This is a genomic window from Litchfieldia alkalitelluris, from assembly GCF_002153425.1.
GTDB classification, from domain to species: Bacteria; Bacillota; Bacilli; order Bacillales; family Salisediminibacteriaceae; genus Evansella; species Evansella alkalicola.
On the sequence record NZ_KZ119600.1, the window covers coordinates 1,244,316 to 1,264,295 of the forward strand.

At 36.1% G+C, this 19,980-nt stretch carries 13 protein-coding genes, 16 tRNA genes, 1 rRNA gene and 3 other annotated features; all 30 genes read left to right on the top strand.

Annotated elements, in window-relative coordinates:
- The first annotated feature begins 121 nt into the window (after nt 1–121).
- Nucleotides 122–290 (top strand) — a sequence feature (23S ribosomal RNA rRNA prediction is too short).
- A 19-nt stretch (nt 291–309) separates the two neighbouring features.
- Nucleotides 310–469 (top strand) — a sequence feature (23S ribosomal RNA rRNA prediction is too short).
- A gap of 19 nt (nt 470–488) precedes the next feature.
- Nucleotides 489–750, top strand: a sequence feature (23S ribosomal RNA rRNA prediction is too short).
- A 97-nt stretch (nt 751–847) separates the two neighbouring features.
- The 30 genes from rrf to BW724_RS05910 all read left to right on the top strand — a co-directional run bounded on the left by rrf (nt 848) and on the right by BW724_RS05910 (nt 19,973).
- Nucleotides 848–962 (top strand): 5S ribosomal RNA (gene rrf / locus BW724_RS05760).
- Between the two features lie 8 nt (nt 963–970).
- A tRNA-Asn gene (locus BW724_RS05765) sits at nt 971–1,046 on the top strand.
- Nucleotides 1,047–1,052: 6 nt separating this feature from the next.
- Nucleotides 1,053–1,145, top strand: a tRNA-Ser gene (locus tag BW724_RS05770).
- Between the two features lie 9 nt (nt 1,146–1,154).
- Nucleotides 1,155–1,229, top strand: a tRNA-Glu gene (locus tag BW724_RS05775).
- Nucleotides 1,230–1,382: 153 nt separating this feature from the next.
- Nucleotides 1,383–1,458 (top strand) — tRNA-Val (locus BW724_RS05780).
- Between the two features lie 212 nt (nt 1,459–1,670).
- Nucleotides 1,671–1,747, top strand: a tRNA-Met gene (locus BW724_RS05785).
- Nucleotides 1,748–1,750: 3 nt separating this feature from the next.
- Nucleotides 1,751–1,826: transfer RNA gene (locus tag BW724_RS05790), tRNA-Asp, on the top strand.
- Nucleotides 1,827–1,843: 17 nt separating this feature from the next.
- Nucleotides 1,844–1,919: transfer RNA gene (locus BW724_RS05795), tRNA-Phe, on the top strand.
- A 16-nt stretch (nt 1,920–1,935) separates the two neighbouring features.
- Nucleotides 1,936–2,011: transfer RNA gene (locus BW724_RS05800), tRNA-Thr, on the top strand.
- 61 nt (nt 2,012–2,072) lie between these two features.
- Nucleotides 2,073–2,157: transfer RNA gene (locus BW724_RS05805), tRNA-Tyr, on the top strand.
- A gap of 14 nt (nt 2,158–2,171) precedes the next feature.
- Nucleotides 2,172–2,245, top strand: a tRNA-Trp gene (locus tag BW724_RS05810).
- A gap of 21 nt (nt 2,246–2,266) precedes the next feature.
- Nucleotides 2,267–2,342: transfer RNA gene (locus BW724_RS05815), tRNA-His, on the top strand.
- Nucleotides 2,343–2,349: 7 nt separating this feature from the next.
- Nucleotides 2,350–2,424, top strand: a tRNA-Gln gene (locus BW724_RS05820).
- Nucleotides 2,425–2,431: 7 nt separating this feature from the next.
- Nucleotides 2,432–2,506: transfer RNA gene (locus BW724_RS05825), tRNA-Gly, on the top strand.
- 7 nt (nt 2,507–2,513) lie between these two features.
- Nucleotides 2,514–2,587: transfer RNA gene (locus BW724_RS05830), tRNA-Cys, on the top strand.
- A 35-nt stretch (nt 2,588–2,622) separates the two neighbouring features.
- Nucleotides 2,623–2,711, top strand: a tRNA-Leu gene (locus BW724_RS05835).
- A gap of 37 nt (nt 2,712–2,748) precedes the next feature.
- Nucleotides 2,749–2,835: transfer RNA gene (locus BW724_RS05840), tRNA-Leu, on the top strand.
- 139 nt (nt 2,836–2,974) lie between these two features.
- Nucleotides 2,975–3,190: a hypothetical protein gene (locus BW724_RS05845; protein WP_088074337.1), complete on the top strand. Its 216-nt coding sequence runs from the start codon at nt 2,975–2,977 to the stop codon at nt 3,188–3,190.
- A 736-nt stretch (nt 3,191–3,926) separates the two neighbouring features.
- Nucleotides 3,927–4,607 carry a hypothetical protein gene (locus BW724_RS05850; protein ID WP_088074338.1) on the top strand — a complete coding sequence of 227 codons (681 nt, stop codon included), beginning with the start codon at nt 3,927–3,929 and terminating at the stop codon, nt 4,605–4,607.
- 610 nt (nt 4,608–5,217) lie between these two features.
- A complete protein-coding gene (locus tag BW724_RS05860; protein WP_328588698.1) occupies nt 5,218–6,210 on the top strand; it encodes a phosphotransferase in 993 nt (330 codons plus the stop codon).
- Nucleotides 6,211–6,447: 237 nt separating this feature from the next.
- Nucleotides 6,448–7,683 (top strand): hypothetical protein, encoded by a 1,236-nt coding sequence (locus BW724_RS05865; RefSeq protein WP_088074340.1) that lies wholly within the window; start codon nt 6,448–6,450, stop codon nt 7,681–7,683.
- Nucleotides 7,684–8,223: a hypothetical protein gene (locus BW724_RS05870; protein WP_088074341.1), complete on the top strand. Its 540-nt coding sequence runs from the start codon at nt 7,684–7,686 to the stop codon at nt 8,221–8,223.
- Between the two features lie 197 nt (nt 8,224–8,420).
- Nucleotides 8,421–9,404, top strand: coding sequence for an ATP-binding domain-containing protein (locus BW724_RS05875; RefSeq protein WP_088074342.1), 984 nt, complete (start codon nt 8,421–8,423; stop codon nt 9,402–9,404).
- 349 nt (nt 9,405–9,753) lie between these two features.
- Nucleotides 9,754–10,359, top strand: coding sequence for a competence protein CoiA (locus BW724_RS05880; protein WP_088074343.1), 606 nt, complete (start codon nt 9,754–9,756; stop codon nt 10,357–10,359).
- A 285-nt stretch (nt 10,360–10,644) separates the two neighbouring features.
- A complete protein-coding gene (locus tag BW724_RS05885; protein WP_088074344.1) occupies nt 10,645–11,229 on the top strand; it encodes a hypothetical protein in 585 nt (194 codons plus the stop codon).
- Nucleotides 11,230–11,270: 41 nt separating this feature from the next.
- Nucleotides 11,271–12,200, top strand: a complete 930-nt coding sequence (locus BW724_RS05890; protein WP_088074345.1) for a hypothetical protein — start codon at nt 11,271–11,273, stop codon at nt 12,198–12,200.
- A 104-nt stretch (nt 12,201–12,304) separates the two neighbouring features.
- On the top strand, nt 12,305–13,549 hold the full coding sequence (locus tag BW724_RS05895; protein ID WP_088074346.1) for a hypothetical protein: 1,245 nt from the start codon (nt 12,305–12,307) through the stop codon (nt 13,547–13,549).
- A gap of 178 nt (nt 13,550–13,727) precedes the next feature.
- Nucleotides 13,728–18,608 carry an AAA domain-containing protein gene (locus BW724_RS05900; RefSeq protein ID WP_088074347.1) on the top strand — a complete coding sequence of 1,627 codons (4,881 nt, stop codon included), beginning with the start codon at nt 13,728–13,730 and terminating at the stop codon, nt 18,606–18,608.
- Nucleotides 18,609–18,828: 220 nt separating this feature from the next.
- On the top strand, nt 18,829–19,419 hold the full coding sequence (locus BW724_RS05905; protein ID WP_088074348.1) for a DUF1819 family protein: 591 nt from the start codon (nt 18,829–18,831) through the stop codon (nt 19,417–19,419).
- Nucleotides 19,420–19,427: 8 nt separating this feature from the next.
- Complete coding sequence (locus tag BW724_RS05910; RefSeq protein ID WP_088074349.1) at nt 19,428–19,973, top strand: DUF1788 domain-containing protein; 546 nt, start codon at nt 19,428–19,430, stop codon at nt 19,971–19,973.
- The last annotated feature ends 7 nt before the right edge of the window (nt 19,974–19,980 follow it).

Sequence of the window (19,980 nt, forward strand, 5' to 3'; positions counted from 1 at the left end):
CGGAGCGCCAGCTTCGGTGGAGGCGTTGGTGGGATACTACCCTGGCTGTACTGAAATTCTAACCTCGAACCGTGATCCGGTTCAGGGACAGTGTCAGGTGGGCAGTTTGACTGGGGCGGTCGCCTCCTAAAAAGTAACGGAGGCGCCCAAAGGTTCCCTCAGAATGGTTGGAAATCATTCGCAGAGTGCAAAGGCATAAGGGAGCTTGACTGCGAGACATACAGGTCGAGCAGGGACGAAAGTCGGGCTTAGTGATCCGGCGGCACCGTATGGAAGGGCCGTCGCTCAACGGATAAAAGCTACCCTGGGGATAACAGGCTAATCTCCCCCAAGAGTCCACATCGACGGGGAGGTTTGGCACCTCGATGTCGGCTCGTCGCATCCTGGGGCTGAAGTAGGTCCCAAGGGTTGGGCTGTTCGCCCATTAAAGCGGCACGCGAGCTGGGTTCAGAACGTCGTGAGACAGTTCGGTCCCTATCCGTCGCAGGCGTAGGAAATTTGAGAGGAGCTGTCCTTAGTACGAGAGGACCGGGATGGACACACCGCTGGTGTACCAGTTGTTCCGCCAGGAGCATCGCTGGGTAGCTACGTGTGGAAGGGATAAGTGCTGAAAGCATCTAAGCATGAAGCCCCCCTCAAGATGAGATTTCCCATCACGTAAGTGAGTAAGATCCCTCAGAGATGATGAGGTTGATAGGTCTCGTGTGGAAGCATGGCGACATGTGTAGCTGAGAGATACTAATCGATCGAGGGCTTAACCAATTTTTAAAATCTTCTTTAAGTCTTATCAATCCAATATGTTATCTAGTTTTGAGAGGACAATCTATTTTGTTTTATCTCAATCAAGTCCAGTGACGATAGCGGAGAGGTCACACCCGTTCCCATGCCGAACACGGTAGTTAAGCTCTCCAGCGCCGATGATAGTTGGGGTTTACCCCTGTGAAAGTAGGACGTTGCTGGGCTATAGTATTCCACAGTAGCTCAGTTGGTAGAGCAATCGGCTGTTAACCGATCGGTCGCAGGTTCGAGTCCTGCCTGTGGAGCCATTTTACGGAGAGCTGTCCGAGTGGCCGAAGGAGCACGATTGGAAATCGTGTAGGCGGTTTGAAACCGTCTCGAGGGTTCAAATCCCTCGCTCTCCGCCATAACATTTCGGCCCGTTGGTCAAGTGGTTAAGACACCGCCCTTTCACGGCGGTAACACGGGTTCGAATCCCGTACGGGTCACCACTTATCTTAATAAGATTTAGCTGCGGAGGATTAGCTCAGCTACGAGCGAAACTTCATGAATCAACTACGAGTTGTTTCGACGGATAAACTGCGAAGCATTACTAGTAGAGGAAGAAACAGGGAACATCACTGAATATACATCATCAAAGCTGCGGAGGATTAGCTCAGCTGGGAGAGCACCTGCCTTACAAGCAGGGGGTCGGCGGTTCGAGCCCGTCATCCTCCACCATTTTTTTATCACATCAAGTAGTTTAGTGACATAGACTACTCAGTGTGAAAAGTTAACAATAAAGTTTTATAACGTCGCGGGGTGGAGCAACGAGCGTTTGCTTCATGAATATGCTGCGAGTTGTCCCGACGGATACTCTACAGAGCGATACTAGTAGAGGAAGGGACAGTCAATACTACAAAGCAATACATCATCCGTAAACTTTATAACGTCGCGGGGTGGAGCAGTCTGGTAGCTCGTCGGGCTCATAACCCGAAGGTCGGTGGTTCAAATCCGCCCCCCGCAACCAAATGGTCCCGTGGTGTAGCGGTTAACATGCCTGCCTGTCACGCAGGAGATCGCGGGTTCGATTCCCGTCGGGACCGCCATTTTTTTGTTTAAAAACGGCTCGGTAGCTCAGTCGGTAGAGCAATGGACTGAAAATCCATGTGTCGGCGGTTCGATTCCGTCCCGAGCCACCACTATTACATTTTACTTGCTGGCCTAGCTCAATTGGTAGAGCAACTGACTTGTAATCAGTAGGTTGGGGGTTCAAGTCCTCTGGCCAGCACCATTAAATTTTACCTTGACTAAAGCACTATTTTTTTGTAATATAAAAATTGTCTTCCTTAAATGGAGGGGTAGCGAAGTGGCTAAACGCGGCGGACTGTAAATCCGCTCCCTACGGGTTCGGGAGTTCGAATCTCTCCCCCTCCACCATTTTTTTTATTTCTAGGGGTATAGTTTAATGGTAAAACGAAGGTCTCCAAAACCTTTGATGTGGGTTCGATTCCTACTACCCCTGCCAAATAAGAAATTTTCTATTATGGCGGTTGTGGCGAAGTGGTTAACGCACCGGATTGTGGTTCCGGCATTCGTGGGTTCGATTCCCATCAGCCGCCCCATTGATATTGGGCTATAGCCAAGCGGTAAGGCAACGGATTTTGATTCCGTCATGCGCAGGTTCGAATCCTGCTAGCCCAGCCATTTATATGCGGAAGTAGTTCAGTGGTAGAACACCACCTTGCCAAGGTGGGGGTCGCGAGTTCGAATCTCGTCTTCCGCTCCAAATATTCGGCGGCATAGCCAAGTGGTAAGGCACGGGTCTGCAAAACCTTTACCCCCGGTTCGAATCCGGGTGCCGCCTCCATATTTTTATAATTGAATGTACAAGCAATAAGTCCTGCCGGGGTGGTGGAATTGGCAGACACACAGGACTTAAAATCCTGCGGTAGGTGACTACCGTGCCGGTTCAAGTCCGGCCCTCGGCACCATTTTAATATTAGCAAGTTACTGCCTTTTAGTTGTTTTGCCGGTGTGGCGGAATTGGCAGACGCGCGGGACTCAAAATCCCGTTCCTTCACGGGAGTGTCGGTTCGACCCCGACCACCGGTACCATACATAGTTTACTTAACTCACAAGTGTTGATACATCAACGTTTGTGAGTTTTTTGTGTTTAAGATAATAGGGCCATATTAAATGAGATTCATTTGGAGTGATTCAGCACATAAATTAATAGTTAAAGGAGAGGAAGAAGATGGATATAATTACAAACCGTATTGTGACAAAGCACGTGAATATTTGGGATCCAGAACAGTTATTAGAAATGGGAGCTCCTGATGATGAGTATGAAATGGAGATCGAACGAATAACGAAGAAGGTACCACGTTGCCAAGATGAAATTGAAGTGGCGGAGGCGATTTTGATGATTCGTTTGGTCAGGATTTTCCCTTTGAAGATTGTCTTGAAATAGCTAAAAAGATTTGGAATGATTTATATAACTAGAGTTTTAATAGGTCATGGTAGAATATAGGGAAATGCTAAAAATCGTGTATAATTAATATTGGAAAGTTATGTATATAATTTATGAGGTAATAACAATGGATACCATTAATGCAGAAATGATTATTATACTTTTAGATGGACAGGAAACAAATCCCAAACATCTCTCTCATGAATAACCTTTGTTCACAATATTACAATGTTTAATATACTATCTAAACTAATCTGAATTATTCAATTCTTATTTTATTTTTTATTGAGTTAAAATATCAATTATGTTTTTAACTGTTCTCCGCATAACCACCCTCTTTAGATGACTCTCTTAGACCATTTGAAGTTCAATATGATTGAGGGGTTCTATCTCCTTCACTAATGATTCAAGTGCCTTCTCAAATGTAAATACCATAAATAGATTCCTTACTCCACTGTCTTCATAATATATTTTTCTCTAAACAATTTTTCAAACCATTTTGATGTTTACTCTAGTTTACTGTTGTTCTCACATAAAGCTATTGTATTTTTACAAAAGATCACTAATAAATTGCTAGATAATATATGGTTATAAATAATCTATTAAATTATTAAATAAACCACACTTTCAATCATTACTTTGATAGACTATAAGTGTAAACGTAAATAAACAGAAAAAGGAGGCTATGGAATAATAAACCAATTGTAATATAACTTAAAACAAAGGTGGTTTTTATATGAAATTAATTAAGAATTATATTATCTTTTTAATCATTTTTTGTATGATATTTAGTTTATTTGGTTCGAGTGTTTCTGCAAATGGAAAACCAACCTTAAATGATAATGTTAAGATTGCTAGTCTATCAGAGGAATTGGTAAAAGTAGTAGATGAACATATCACCATTATTGATAATGCATTTGTATTAACTGATATTGATACACTCCGATCTAATATTACATCTGATGAATATGAATTAATTGTGAAAGTTATTTCAGAGACAAATGAAAGTATTAAATTAACTAATAATTCAATGGAAACAGAGGATAATACTTTTACTGCGGAAATTACTGATCGTCAAGCACAATTGCAAATGATTAAAGCTGGTTATAATGTTAATTTACAAACGAGTAGTGGTCTAGAATTTGGAACACTCTCAACTAACGAAGGTGTAACAAAAGTGGTTTGGAGATGGTGGGGACCGGAAATATATCTTAGTAGAACAGTTGTTCAAAATATAATTCTACATGGAACAGGAGTTGGTCTTGCAGCAATCTCAGGTTTAGTATCAGGTGGTGTATTGACAGCTGTTGGTTTTTATATTAGAGGAGTACTAATTGGTCATTTTATTAGTGAGTCAAATATTAGACCAATAGTTATATATGTACGACCATTAATTACTACTTGGGACTATCAGTAGGAGGGAACATGAGTTTATTAAAGAGAATTCTATTTTTAGTAACAATATATGGAATTTCTTTAACAGTGGTATTAATATTACTATGGTATTTTGAGCCTAACTTAAATGGGTTTATTAGAATTTTAATAATATCATTACCAATACTTATTTCACCTATCCTTGTACAATTAATCGAAAATAAGCAAATTAAGTAAAAATTGAATGGACTAGTTTAGTTTACATTTCCCGTTTTAGCTTTTTTTGAATTGGCTAAAGCGGGGAATTTGTAGTTACAACAAATTCATAGGTTACGGCGTGATTATCTAGAACACGGCGCTAGAGTTGGTTCCTGACCACCAGTACCTAGCTGGGGGCTAGGAACCTTTTCTTCAACCGAAACATGTTTCTGAGGTGAATCAGGATTGTCAAAATAAAGGTCAACCAGAATTATCATATCTGGTTGACCTTTTACAATTTTTTAACTATTCGAAGGATTTTTACACCCTTATATTAATGTGAATTTTTACAAAGACCTTATTCAACATCATACTAAACTGTTAATTATAAGTCTATATTTTCATGAAATTATTTATTATTCTAAGGGTATTAAATGGTTGGAGGTCGAAAACAATTGAAAAAACCTTATAAGATGGATCCTAATTATCTGCAGAATTATATGCGTAATGTTTTTGGTGAAAGTTATACAATAGGCAACATAATAGAGTTGCATGGTGGAGCACAAAAAACAGTTTACAAGATTGATTGTATTAATGGTTTTTCCTGTGTTTTGTATATATGGGATTTAGTTGATAATTTTTTTCAGAAAGAAAAGCTTGGGGAAGAATCAGATGAACGTTCATTCGGGAGTGACTTATTTTATTTAAATAATAAATACTTATCGGAGAAAGGTATTAACACTCCTTTTCTTTATGATTTAAAAACTGATAGAAACATTTATTCATTTGATTATGGATTGATTCAATATATTGAAGGTCATAAGCTGGAGAGCTTTCTGAAAAATTATGAAGTAACTGCTGAAAGAAAGTTAATGCAGCGAGTAGGAGATTTGATCACATGTATGCATTCAGAAAAACGTAATGAATTCGGGTGTCTTGAAAGCAAGGCAATCAACAATGGAAAGTGCCATTTATTGCAATTGAAAAAAGCTATTAAAGATTTGTCTTATACCTCTCAGTATGATACTTCGATTCAATACAACCATGATAAAATACTATCTATTTTAAATGAACTAGAATCAAAAATTAAACTTAGAAATGAATACCGTTTTATCCACTGGGAATTAGGTCCTGATCATATATTAGTTAATGCTGAAAAGGAGCCCTTTATAATTGACATAGAGGGAGCTAAATTCTTCGATGTCGAGTATGAACATGCTTTTTTAAAACTACGATTTGGTAACTTTTATAGGTACTTTGAAGATAAAGACTATGATTTAGATCCGGACAGAATGTGTTTTTATCAATTCTATCACCATATCTCTTTAACTTCAGGGGGCTTAAAACTATTGAACAGAGGATTTCCTAATCAAAAATTTGCTAAAGAGTTGGCACGTTATCATACTGATTGTGTGCTGAACTTAATCAAATGTTACTCTCAACGATAATGACTGAGCAATCACTAAGGTCAATAAGAACCGTCCTAATTTACCATAATCCAATGATAGTGCTTGACCCTCAGTGCGTTAAAATTTTACCGTACAAGGGATCAGGCACTTTTTTAACTTCGCGAGGATATCCTCAATGGAAAATTGGAGACAATAGAGGATTTTTTGGTTTTTTGTCAAATTATAGCAGTAAGGAATTCTGAGCTAGTATTTTGGTAGGGGGAGGGAGGCAAACGAATGAGTGATAAATGGACAGAGGTTTTTGGAGAGGGAAACATTAATAGTTATTTACAACGGACTAATACGCTGCAAGAGATGGATGATCAGATTGAAGAGTTGAAGAATTTACGGCAACGGGCGTCGAATGTCTTCAATGTGAAATTAACGACAACGGATATTGTAGTTTCTGCATCCTCAGGTGTCTTATTAGGTCTTGCGAATGCATTATTTAAGAACTATGTGCCGACGACTGGAAAGTTCAAACATAAGCACTCTGAAACGAGAACGGCTGTAGATTACAAGATTAATAAAACGGATGACCTCAATATGGATGGAAAAATAGGTGATCTTCATCGGCAAATTGGTCCTGGCCATGATTTATTTCGTTTTAAGGAAGCGTTAGATTTAATGAGTGGTAAAACCGATGATTTTAACTTATGGGGAGGGAAAGCAACTGATTTTCTCGGAAAACTCAGGTCTATAGGGTTAAAAGAAAGTCATTTTAATGCACTAGGTGGCTTTAATATCCCTTCAGATCCAAAAGAAGAACTATTGAATCATTTGCTCATCGACTTTTTCACCAAACGTAGTTTACCTATACCAGGTAGTACCTATATTGCTGATCATTCACCGCAGGCTGCAAAAGCGATGTTAACGATGTATAGAGAAGGACTAAATTTAAAGGCTGCGACGGGAAATTTTGTAGGTTTTGCACTTATTCAAGCTATTCTTCACGGTTACTTCTTTTTATTCAAGGCAATACCACAGTCTAGTATATCGTTTGATAATTTATCCGTTGCTAGTTTTAAAGATTTAGGAGCCACATATAAGTCACTTATTCAGTCTAATGAATTCCATATGATGATGATGATGGCACATGGGTCATCCTTTATGGTAGATACACTGATTAGTACAAACAGCCCGAATTTTACGGGGATCTTTCAACTGAATTATGCATCTTTACTGCAGTTTTCTAGACATTTAATGAAGTATCTCTTGAAAAATGGGAAAGAGTATCACTCTTTAATTGGAAAGGTCAAAGAGAAAACGGTTAGATTAGAAGAAATTCAGGGTGTTTGGGTGGAGCAAGCACGGTCAGAATTAAAAATCCAAATGTCCGACCCAAGCTTTCTCTCTATTTTTAGCGAAGAAGAATGGAAGAGAAGTGAAGGAATCGTGGACAAGTTTGTAGATAAATCAAAAGACACACTAAGTAAACGCAAAGAATTACTTACACAATTGGAGGAAATATAGATGAATGAGATCTTACAAAAAGAAGAAGTTTCAATAAAAACTTTTGGGTCAGAGGAAGAGGTAACGAAGAACTTTCCAGAGGTCATCCGTCAAACGATTATTGATAGTACGAAGAGCTTGAATCAAATTACCATAGAAGCAGCAGGTATCAGAACACAAAATGGCTGGAAGAACTTCTGGGCTAAATCGCAAAACATCAATACTATCGCGGAACACTTGGAGCAAGTCGCCATGGTACAGAAAAAATCGTTGGACATGATCCTGTTGTTAATGGGTGCTTCTGGTCGTATGAAGACGGATTATGATGTCATTATCAATACGATTAATGATCTAAATGAAGGTTACAAAGATAATGATATCGTTATAGAACACTTAATTAATGTGAAGATGACGATTAAGGAGCTGCAACAAAGAGAAGTGGATTTTGACGCGTTGAAGGAAGAGTTAGATAGTGTGAAAAAACGCGGGAAGTTAAATAATTGGCTCAATATTATTTGTTTGGTAGCTGTAACGGGAGTTGCTGTTGTGAGTTTGATGTAGTTGGCGATGAGGTGGTGGATTATTTTTAATCAATGGTGACGTTTTATTAACGTAGGGTTCTCTCAAAGTAAATGAGAACCGTTCCACTTAGCCTAGAATTAACGTGCCTACCACCTGTACAGTGAAATTTTACCGTACTAGGGGTCAGGCACCTTTTTGTGTCTCCCACTAAATATATTGGAGCAGGAAGCTATTATTTGAATAACCAAATTCACCAAAAGTATCGTCAAGACATTGTGGAGAAATGGAATAACTATATATGGTCAAAGCACAGTCCTCAATCTGTTCAAAATATTGTATTTGGAGATAAAGTCATCTCTAATGTAAATGGTGAGAAGGATTATTGGGATGGTGCACCGGGGAAAGCATATATTGCAAATGGTGAAATTGGAATTATGGTAAATTACCCAGGGCAATATGGCAAAAATGATAGGAATACTACTTACTATAAATTCCGTTTTGGTTCTTTCGAAGGTAAAGTATTCTCCTATAAGAAAGCTGATTTTGGTGGAGAACACAATGACTCTAAATTAGAACTTGCTTATGCCCTTACGGTTCACAAATCACAAGGCTCTAGCTTTGGAAGAACCATACTTGTCATAAATGGAAAAAGTTCATTTATTACGAAAGAACTCTTGTATACTGCATTTTCTCGTCAAAAAGAAAAACTAATTATATTAAGTGATTTATCGATTCATGAATTGGTTCAGTATTCGAATGACTGGTATTCGGATACGAAACAACGATATACGGACTTATTTGAAGTTCCAAATATCATTGAGATAGAGTCTAATAATCAAAAACGATACTTTGAAGAGAATTTGATCCATAAAACGATTCGTGGAGAAATGGTACGATCAAAGTCCGAAGTAATTGTAGCAAATGTACTCGATAAGTTGAAAATGGAGTATACCTATGAAGAACGTTTAAATGTAAATGGTAAAACCTATATTCCTGATTTCACGCTACGCTCCAAAGGGAAAACGGCTTATTTAGAGCATCTTGGAATGTTAGGGAATAAATCATATGAAAAGGGTTGGGAGAAGAAAAAAGCAAAATACGAAAGTGTAGGAATATCAGAAACGCATGGAAACTTGATAATTACTGAGGATGGACTAGATGGAAGTTTGGATACAACGTTAATAGAACGTAAGGTTCAAACATGGATTAATAACAGTTGATGAATACCTACAAACAACATAGAAAAATAGATAGCTCTCATGTTCCCTCATACCTGTTATCTAATTCATCACCTCATTCTATTGTTACGTGTTTGCGTGTTTGGAGTAGCTTAATGATTTACAAACGGATTCCGAATAGCGGAGTTCGTTTTTCTTTTTTTATTTTAAAAAAGCAGGGTTAAATCCGGTAATAGAGCGGGTGAGATATGTAATGAATACATGCCCCAAATTTGCTATAGCTCTAGCATAACGGGGCACCGTCTTAAGTGTATTTTTTCTAATGTTGAGTGTTGTCAAAATTTGGTTTATGATTAACCTATAATCAGATATATTTGAGGGGTGATAACCAATGTATAAAGCAATATTTGATGATAATATAGTTAACCTACTAAACGATGAATACAAGGATAAGAGAGAATATTTAAAAGCAAATAATGATCACTTCAATTGTCCGATTTGTAAAGAAAAAGTTCGATTAAGGTGGGCAGAGAAGGCAATTAGGGCTCCTCACTTCTATCATAAATCTATTAGTGAATGTATATACCATGATAGTGAATCACCAGAACACAGGGATGGAAAAATTAATTTATTTAATTACTTTTTGGCCAACCTTCAGCATAAAACAGAAATTATTGATGTAGAGCATTACCTTCCAGAAACCAATCAAATAGCAGATATATACATAAAATTTATTAACGGAACACAATGGGTAGTAGAATATCAACGTTCAAATATACCTTCTGAAGTCCTAATTGAGAGGAGAAGTAAATATAAAAGTTTAGGTATTCAGGACATTTGGATATTAGGTGAAAATGTAGTTACTGAAAATGGATTTCTAGAATGTAGTGTTTTGAATATTGGTCAAACCCTAGTATCTGAAACATCATTTGGAAAAGGATCATTAGTCACTTATAACCCTTTAAGTAATGAAGTTATTGTGTATAGGGGGCTATAACAACAAAATAGTAGGAGCTTTCTGATTAATGAAGGTAGATATAAATACCAACTTGATAATGTTTGTATTAATTTATATGGGGAAGTATTTTGTTTTGATGATTACAATAAAAATAATAACAGAGTTACCTACAATTTCGAAGGTACATTTGGACTTTCTCCAATTATTCCTAATGTAAATTTAATTAAAACAAAACTTAATCCTTATAACTTTCTGGTTCAACAGGAGTCTGATGAAATACTTATTCATGTTCCTAATGAACTAATCAAATATATACCGCTAGAAATGAAGAATATTGATGTAAAAGTAGAATGGGTAATAGAATCGCAGAATATACACGAGGAAGGAGGTTTTTTTGCAATAACACTATCCCCAAACAAATGGAACGATCTAATTAACTTATCTATGGGTAAACCAAAACAGTATAACTTTTATAAGCAAGAGGTTGTTGAAGGTACACTTTTAATGGCTATAGAAAACATTTATGAAAGTAGATTTCAAACAGTAGAAGAACTGGAAGAAGAGATTGAATTTAATAAGACTAGGGGAGGGCTCCCCTTTTCGAAAAAAAATTATTTGTTGAGGCAGAAATACGGGTTAATATCGAGAGATTTTAGAAAAGATGAGTTAGCAAAACCTATCTCATTAGAAGAATGCTTATCCGTGTTCTTGAAAATAGCAAAAATAGAATTTAATGAAAAAAACATTATTTCTGTAGCAATTGAGCAAGGTCTAATTACTGAAGAGCAAACCACTAGGATATTTATTTTAGAAGATCTTGAAAAAATTGTAAAACATATAAAAAAAGTAGTGTCTACAAGTAAGGACTATCATCACGCATTTACTGGTGGGAAAGGACTTTTTCAGTAGAACATAATTGAAATTTTGTTAATTAGCAGGGAGAGAATATTATGCAATTACCATTGAACCAAAATCAAATTGATGGTATTTGGAAGACACTCACCTTAGAACAGCAGCAATGGATAAATAATTATACTAATCAACGAAGAAGAGATAAATGGTTTGAAGCACTTGCCAAAAGAAAAGGTATTATAATTAACGCCCAAACTACAGATGAAGAAAAGAGAGAGGCAATTGATGATTGGGAACTAGTTGAAGTTCTGGATGGTGGGAAAGGCAACACGCCATATAGATGTGAATGTGGAAGACAAATAAGGTTTCAATATATAGTTTCTCATGCTTCAAAAACTATATCCTATAAACTAGGTTCGACTTGCATTGAACATTATACAGGTTTGTCAGCTGATGTTGTGAAAGACGTAGAAAAAGGAATTTTTCAAATTAATACGAAGCGCGATGAAATTCTACTAAAAATTAATGGTAATCAACTTACTAATCTTAGTAGATACATAGATAAAGGTATCGAAATTCAAGAGAATATCCTACAACAAGTTGAGTTGGGTATTCCTTTAATGGACGGTCAAATAGATGCTTTAGAAACTCAATTGGAAGATATAGAATGGCAGTTATCATTCGAGAAGAGAAAAAAAGAGAGAACGGAATGGCAACGAAAGTGGAGAGAAAATAAAGCATCAAATAAAAACCAAAGACATCTTTCACGAGTAGACAAAATACCACAAGAAACATTAATAGAGATAAAAGAAAGAAATAAGTACACTTACGATTCATTTATTGAAGAAAATAAAGCTAGTTTAGTCAAAATACGTGAGAAAGAGGCAATGCTATCACCTAAACTAAGTGAAGAATGGGTATGGATGCAGAATGAAGTACGTCGATTGAAAAAAGAAGGCAATATGGATTTTCATAAATTCTTTCTTCGTATGGATAATATGATGATTGCTCTAAAGATAAAAAAATAACTCTTATATTCACATCCCCCTATAAGAAATAAAATCCAACAATATTAATTCAAACATACGTTACAAAACTTGCAAGTTATTGTATCCCAAGGGAGTGAACAATCATGTCACATCGTATTATTGAAAACTATTTAAACGCGAAATACGAGGAAATTTGTTTGGATATTATGAATACGTCAACCTCTGATTACTCAATCGATAATCAATATGGGATAAAATTTTCGAGTTATTTCGATGAACTAGTATTCACAGTTCTATATGAACCAGAAAGGTATAAAGTTACTGTAGAAAGAACTTACAGAATTATTGAAGACAAGTTTATGAACATGGAGAGAAGTGAATTAGACTTCCTTTATTTAAAATGTGAAAACTACAATTCTAACATTTCTGATGAACTTACATACTCTCCAAGCACGCTACATTATCTTGCTAATGAGGTTATGAAATTAATTAACGAAAAAGTGTCAGAACATATATCAAGTCTTTCTAGTGATATACTGAAGTATTATTTAGAAGAGTTGCAAAATAATATAGAAGGTTTTGCTTTTTATGGTTCACTAGAAGGAGATGACTATAACACTAGAAATTATTGGGAAGAATTCTGTTACCAAGTACAATATGGGGATAGTTATCCCTATGAGATTACAGTTGATGTAGTAGAATCACATATAGATTCAATGTTATGTAGTATTCCAAAAAGAGATCTGTATCTTTTATATACATCTACAGATCAATTTATTTACGATGAATACGAACCGGAGGATTATTTCCCTTTCCCTTCAGAAGAAGAGATGATAGAGCCTACCGCAAATAAATTAATGGAAGAGATAAAAAGTGTTGCAACAAATACTTATGTACCCGATTTTTCTAGTGGAGAAGATTGGGAGGATTATGATGAAGAATATGAAGATGAATGGATTCTACAATCTTTATCTAAAGAGCCAATAATTCCTGAAATTAAAGAACTTTTACAACTTCAGGAATATGTTTTACAAAATGAAGGGGAAAAAATTAAAATACCAGATGGTTTCATTCTTGGTGGAACCTTTACCCAAGTTGCATTTCCTGCTGACGTTTCAGTTTCATACTTAGCAAAAGGTCCTGCCGGTCCAGATAGAGAATCGTGGGACCTGAACAAAAAAATAGAATACTTTGAAGAGGTCATATTAAATAAAATAAATGAAATTGAACCTGAGTATTTTAGAGATGCCTTTGAAGAACAACTTGAAATAACATTTGGATGGGTAATAGAAGAGTATGATGAATTAGACCCAGAAGAAAAAGTTTTTACATGCACCCAAATTCTATTTGATTTGTTCTTAGGTGGAGAAATAGTGTTCAAGATATAACTCTACAAATGAATGTGAAACACCACAATATTATAAATATGATTATGTCGGTAAATAATGAATAATAGAAAAATCTATTATTCAAAATTAAAAATATATTCCTTGTCCACTCCCTTTACTGTAAAATAAAGTAAGGGAGTATTTCTTATAACATAAGACTTTTGGAGGGGATGTTAGTATGAACTCTTCTAATATAGATCAAGATAGGGCTTTACGCTTATTTACATATTTGAAGGAATTTTCGATGTTGAAGACTCCTTTAGTTCGTAATGTGGAAAACTACGACGATGTTTTGTGGTTTTCTGAAGTTCCTGAAGAAAAGGAATGTAACACCCCATTACAAGATGGAGATTTTCATGATGTATGGGTAGAAATCGAAAAGCCAATTAAGCCTCCTGTCCCTTCGCCATCTGAGAAAATAGTTACTTGGTTAGAGTCAGAAGATGAATTAAATAATGAAAATAAAGAGCCTAAGCTGGTTGAGCAAATTCCTAATCCTAACTATGTTGAAGATGATGAGGATGAATCACCAGAATCAAGATACATAAATGTAAACGACTATCCTGAAATTATTAATGAATTTCAAAAATACATGGAAAATGAGTGGATGCCTTGGAAAGAAGAGGTATTGCGCTTTAAGAAAGTTCAATCGATCTATACAAATTTATTCTCCATTTATCAAAAGCAAAAAAATTTAGGAGAACAATTTGAGCTGATTGTAGGTGTCGGTTTATTGAACTGGAAGACACCGAATGGGCAGATTGTCCATCGCCACCTATTAAGTGTTCCGGCAACATTTGATTTTGATGCCGACACAGGTGTAATACGGGTTGTTCCTTCTGCTCAAGGGATTAATCCAGATTTAGAACAAGATATGTTGGAGTTAGAAGATCGGCTCGATAGTACTTCACTTCAGCCAGTTATTGAATTGATCCATTTATTACAAGAAAACTTCTGGGACAAGACCACACAAGATTCCATATTAAGATCCTACGTGCAATCATTATCAGCAGAAGGAGTTTATTACGAAGAAGAAACAGAAAATAAACATAATTTTGCAGCTGAACCTATTGTCTTATACAGTCCAGCATTAATCTTAAGAAAAAGGGTGGAAAAAGGCTTTCAACAAGCTTGTACGAAAATAATAGATAATATAGAGAGTGATCCAAGTTCCATACCACAAGGAATAACCCGCATTTTTAAAACTATGGATGACTTACAACCAAATGGTGTAGCTGGAATGGACACTGGTGTGGAAGCAGAGGACAATATTATCTACTTTCCGAAAGAAGCGAATGAAGAACAAGAAAAAATTATTTCCAGGTTAAGTAGTCGAAATGGAGTGATCGTTCAAGGTCCACCTGGGACGGGGAAAAGTCATACCATTGCTAACTTAACCTCTCACTTACTAGCAACAGGAAAAAGAGTGCTTATTACTTCAGAAACGGACCGTGCTTTAAAAGTTTTAAAGGCTAAACTTCCTGAAGAGCTGCAAGGTCTTTGTGTGAGTTTATTAGGGGCTGATTCACAATCCTTTAAGGATTTAGAACATGTGATACATATGATTTCTAATGAACGTGATGATTGGGATCCGGATGTGACAAAAAAAGAAATCGACCACCTGATTAATAAGTTCCATGATTTAAAAGAGCATGAAGCGGCTTTAAAACATCAACTTCGATCAATAAGGGAAAGTGAAACGTATACGCATTATCTAATAGATGGAGCTTATGTAGGTACTGCTCAAAACATAGCCCAACAATTACGAAAAGATAGTGATCAGTACGGGTGGATTTCGGATAATGTTCCTTTAGATTATAAATTTCCATTAACTAATGATGAAATGATGGAATTAGTTAGTCTTTTCGATGAAATTGATTTGAACATAGAGGAACAGTTAAAACGTACCTTTCCAGATTCTAAGAGTTTATTGACTCCCGAGGAATTTACTGGACTCACATATAGGGAATATTCGCTACGGGAACAACTAACTAAACATCAGCACATTTCTGAAGAAGAGCTAGAGCCGTTTTATCGTTACTCTAATACAGCAAGAAATGAGTTATTTTCAACTACTGAGGAAGTTCTTTCTACTATAAAACTACTGGAAAGTAAGAGTGAAACATGGATTCAGCGTGCATTAGATGATTTTTCAAATAAAAAAGCTCAAGAGTGGAAAGAATTTTATCAGCAAGTTGAGGCACTACTTAATGAAGTTAGTGAATTATCAAAAAAACATAGTCTTGTAGAAGTAACTGGTCTATCTGATGGCTCACTAAATGACGTTAAGTCAGATACATCTTTACTACGTAAACACCTAGAGAGTGGTAAGGGGTTAGGCTTTCCATTAATTCGTCCTAAAGTCGTAAAGGATTCTTGGTATATCGTAAAAGATGTAAAGATAGATGGAAGGAAATGCGATAACCTCGAAAGCCTTATAAGGTTGGAAGAAGTGTTAACAGTCGATTGTGCGATTAATTTAATGAATCATTTAATGAATGACCAACTGAACATAGAGCTTCCTAAGAAAACAGGTCGAGGATTAATGATAGCAGCTATAAAAAATGAATTAGAGATTTTTAATGAAATAATGAAGTTGGGAGATTTGCTTAAAGAAATTCCATTAGAGTTATCAAATAATCTATCGAAAGATTCCCTTTTATCCTTAAGAAACAAACTTGAATTACTAGCTGTTAAAGATGAAATAAAAACTATCGAAGAATCGATAAATAATATGCTGGATAATTTGAATCGAGTAGAGACAGATACTCATGATGTTGTTGAACGAATTAGGATGTCGATTACAAATAGGAACATAGAAGAGTATGTTACTTTCTTTAATCAATTATTACAATTAGAACATTATGCCACTAAATCTAATCGTTGCAGTGAATTAAAAATGCTATTAAAAGAAAGTCTACCAGCCCTTTACGATGAACTTAGCCATTCCACAAATTATGTTGAATGGAAAAACAGGATAGAGTATTTCAATAAAGCATTGAATTGGGCGAAGGCGAATACTTGGTTAAATAACTTTATCAATTTAGATGTGGAGCAATTAACAAAAGACCTAGAAAAAGTTGCGAAAGATATTAAAACAACACTCACAGAACTAGGTGCTAATAAAGCATGGAGTTCTACTTTAATGAAAATGACAGAGACACAACGGCAGCATTTAATGGCTTGGTCAACCTCAATTAGGAAAGCTGGGAAAAAGACAGGAAAGCACGCACCTAAACATCTGAAAGACGCTCAATATCATATGAGTTTCTGTCGAGATGCCATACCAGCGTGGGTGTTGCCATTGTATCGAGTTTGTGACACATTTGAAATGGAACCGAATTTATTTGATGTGGCCATTATTGATGAAGCGAGTCAATCAGGTCCAGAAGCTGTTATTCTAAAGTATCTATCTAAAAAATTAATTGTCGTTGGTGACGATAAGCAAATCAGTCCTGAGTATGTTGGTTTAAATAGGGATGATGTTAATTATTTGAGAAAAGAATTTCTATCTGACTTCGAAATAGCAGATATGCTGGATGGGGATACTTCATTCTTTGATCTTGCAAACGTTCTTTTTGGAGGAAGAATTACATTACGAGAGCATTTTCGATGTATGCCGGAAATCATTGAATTTTCAAATAAAATAAGCTATACAAATACCCCATTAACACCTTTACGGCAATATCCGCCCAATAGGCTGGAACCAATAAAGACTAAACAAATAGCCAATGGCTATCGTGAAGGATCAGGACAAAAAGTTTTAAACCGTCTAGAAGCTGAGGCTGTCGTAGAACAAATAAAAAGATGTATAAATGACCCACGTTATAATGGTAAAACGATGGGAGTAATTAGTCTTCAGAGTACTGGACAAGCACAAGAGGTCCAGCGATTGTTAGTGAATGAGATTGGAACAGAAGAAATGGAACGAAGAAACCTTATTTGCGGTGATGCATATGCATTCCAAGGGGACGAACGAGACATCATCTTTTTAAGTCTAGTTGCTGCACCAGGTGAAACTGGGATGCGAGCATTAACATCAGAAAAAGATAGACGCCGATTTAACGTTGCAGCTAGTCGTGCAAAAGATCAGCTTTGGTTATTTCATACTCCTACAGTTAATGACTTTAGAAATAAATCATGCTTACGTTACCAATTAATAGCTTATTGCCAAGATCCTTGTAAAAAAACAATGGAATCTAATCGTGAAAAATGTGAATCAGACTTCGAAAGGGCAGTATTTGATCAAATATCAACAAGAGGATTTAAAGTAGTTCCTCAACATGAAGTTGCCGGCTTCCGAATCGATTTGATTGTTGAGGGTACAACTGGAAGAATTGCTGTTGAATGTGATGGGGATCAGTGGCACGGACCAGAACGATATGAGTACGACATGAATAGGCAAAGAATTTTAGAAAGATGTGGTTGGAAATTCTGGCGTGTTAGAGGTAGCGAGTATTATCGAAGTCCTGAAACAGCACTTGATTCACTGTGGAAAACATTAGACTTATATGACATAAGGCCAGAAGGTTACGAACAAGAGCCTAGGGTAGAAGGCAATTCTGATGAAAGGAGTTCATCAAAGAAACAACAAAACAGTGATAAATTGGCGAGCTCTATTAAAACAAAAACCATAACTTTAAAGAAAAAGAGTACACATAATAAAGACAAGAAGAAAGATAAAATATTTCAGGAAACCCAGGATGAGCCAAATAAGGTTGAACAAATGTACCTATTCTCCGGAGACGAAGAAGAGCAACTAACTTTATTTGAGGAAGAAACTAGTACACCAATTATTACCATATCAGAAGATGAGTCTGTTAAGACGGACGATATGAAGGTTAGCCAGTCACCGACTCTAAAGTCATATTTAGAAAATGAAGGTTTCGAAGTTATTGATAAGCGACCAAAAGGTGGTGCACTATGGGTAATTGAAGCACAAGAATTAACACCGATAATACAACAGCTAAAAAGGCAAGGTATTGAATTTACCTACTCCAAAAATGGTGGTCGCGCAACAAGGAAGAAACCTGCTTGGTTTACATCATATAAAGATTAAGAGTTAGATGAATTTGGACCCCTAGAGTAGTAACATTTTAATGCACTGGGGTACTAGGTCCACTAAAAAAATGATGTACTTAGCAATTAATTAGGAGATTTTATATACTACAGACTTTCCATAAAGTCATGGTCATTCCTTTTTTATCCTTTGGAGAAAAGGTATAATTGTCCTAGAGCCCTTCTAACTAGAGGGTGAAAAAAAGAGGGTGTTACTAACGATGAATTATGCTGCAACATTTATGACGGAAGCTTGGTTTGAAACAGAAATGCGTACGGTGATTCAACTGAAAAAAGAAGAGCTTACTCGTGCGGAGATTCTTGAAAAGCTTATTGAAGAAAACACCTTCCAAATGAGAAGTGTAGATAGTATTAAAGCTCGTTTTCAGTTGGTATATAGACGAGTCAATTCATTAGATAAAGAGTTATCGAATTTATTCCTACAAAGTCATGCATACGACATGAAGGCAATCAATCTATATACCTTTTTAAAAATATATCGAATCCCGTATGAATTCTTTTTAGAAGTAATTGTACCTAACTCTCAAACAAATCAGCAAACATTTGTAAGAAGTGACTTTTATTATTTCTTTGAGAAGAAAGAAGTCCAGTCAGAGATAGTGATGAAGTGGAAAGAATCCACGAAGAAGCGTCTTATTAGTGCGATGTTACAATTCTTTAGAGAGAGTAATTTAATTACTCAAGAAAATAAAAATACATTTAAAATTGCTCCTTTACATATGAGTTCAGAACTAAAAGAATATGCCGGGAAGAACGATAGACTTCTTTCTCTTATGGCGACGTTAAAGTAGGTGAGAAGATGAGTGAAGTATACAAACGATTACAACGGTTAGAAAAACGAATACATGAGGAAGGTTTCACGACCCCTACTGGAATAGGTAGTGAAATTCCTCATTATGTATTTGACTATCCACCAGAAGAAGAACTGCAAGTCCGTTTATATGTTCCAAGTTTAATCCAGCGGTCAACAGTGGACATTAAAGAGATTAATTTATTTCAATTCTTATTAAACCTGTTTGAAGATGAGTTGGACGAGTTGTTAGAGATTAGTGAGGAAGAAGGATATGAAGGTATCGTTGATGTCGTGGAAACGATGTTAGATGAGCAAGATACATTAGTAGATACATTTATTGAAGAAGCAGGAGAAGCAGAGATTCTATTTATTACAGGGGTAGGGAACTCATTTCCATTTTTACGATCAAGTCAAATTTTAAAAATGCTTTCTAATGCTGCTTACCGGAAGCCAATTGTTTTATTTTATCCTGGTCATTTCACTGGATTAGAGTTACGACTATTTAATCGATTAAATAATGAAGACCAATATCAATTGTCACGTATTTCTTAGGGGGGAT

Bases quoted from the DNA above. Each gene is read 5' to 3' on its own strand.
- BW724_RS05880 (WP_088074343.1), top strand. From the start codon at position 9,754: ATGTATAAAGCAATATTTGATGATAATATAGTTAACCTACTAAACGAT.
- BW724_RS05890 (WP_088074345.1), top strand. From the start codon at position 11,271: ATGCAATTACCATTGAACCAAAATCAAATTGATGGTATTTGGAAGACA.
- BW724_RS05900 (WP_088074347.1), top strand. From the start codon at position 13,728: ATGAACTCTTCTAATATAGATCAAGATAGGGCTTTACGCTTATTTACA.
- BW724_RS05870 (WP_088074341.1), top strand. From the start codon at position 7,684: ATGAATGAGATCTTACAAAAAGAAGAAGTTTCAATAAAAACTTTTGGG.
- BW724_RS05865 (WP_088074340.1), top strand. From the start codon at position 6,448: ATGAGTGATAAATGGACAGAGGTTTTTGGAGAGGGAAACATTAATAGT.
- BW724_RS05850 (WP_088074338.1), top strand. From the start codon at position 3,927: ATGAAATTAATTAAGAATTATATTATCTTTTTAATCATTTTTTGTATG.
- BW724_RS05895 (WP_088074346.1), top strand. From the start codon at position 12,305: ATGTCACATCGTATTATTGAAAACTATTTAAACGCGAAATACGAGGAA.
- BW724_RS05910 (WP_088074349.1), top strand. From the start codon at position 19,428: ATGAGTGAAGTATACAAACGATTACAACGGTTAGAAAAACGAATACAT.
- BW724_RS05905 (WP_088074348.1), top strand. From the start codon at position 18,829: ATGAATTATGCTGCAACATTTATGACGGAAGCTTGGTTTGAAACAGAA.
- BW724_RS05885 (WP_088074344.1), top strand. From the start codon at position 10,645: ATGAAGAATATTGATGTAAAAGTAGAATGGGTAATAGAATCGCAGAAT.
- BW724_RS05845 (WP_088074337.1), top strand. From the start codon at position 2,975: ATGGATATAATTACAAACCGTATTGTGACAAAGCACGTGAATATTTGG.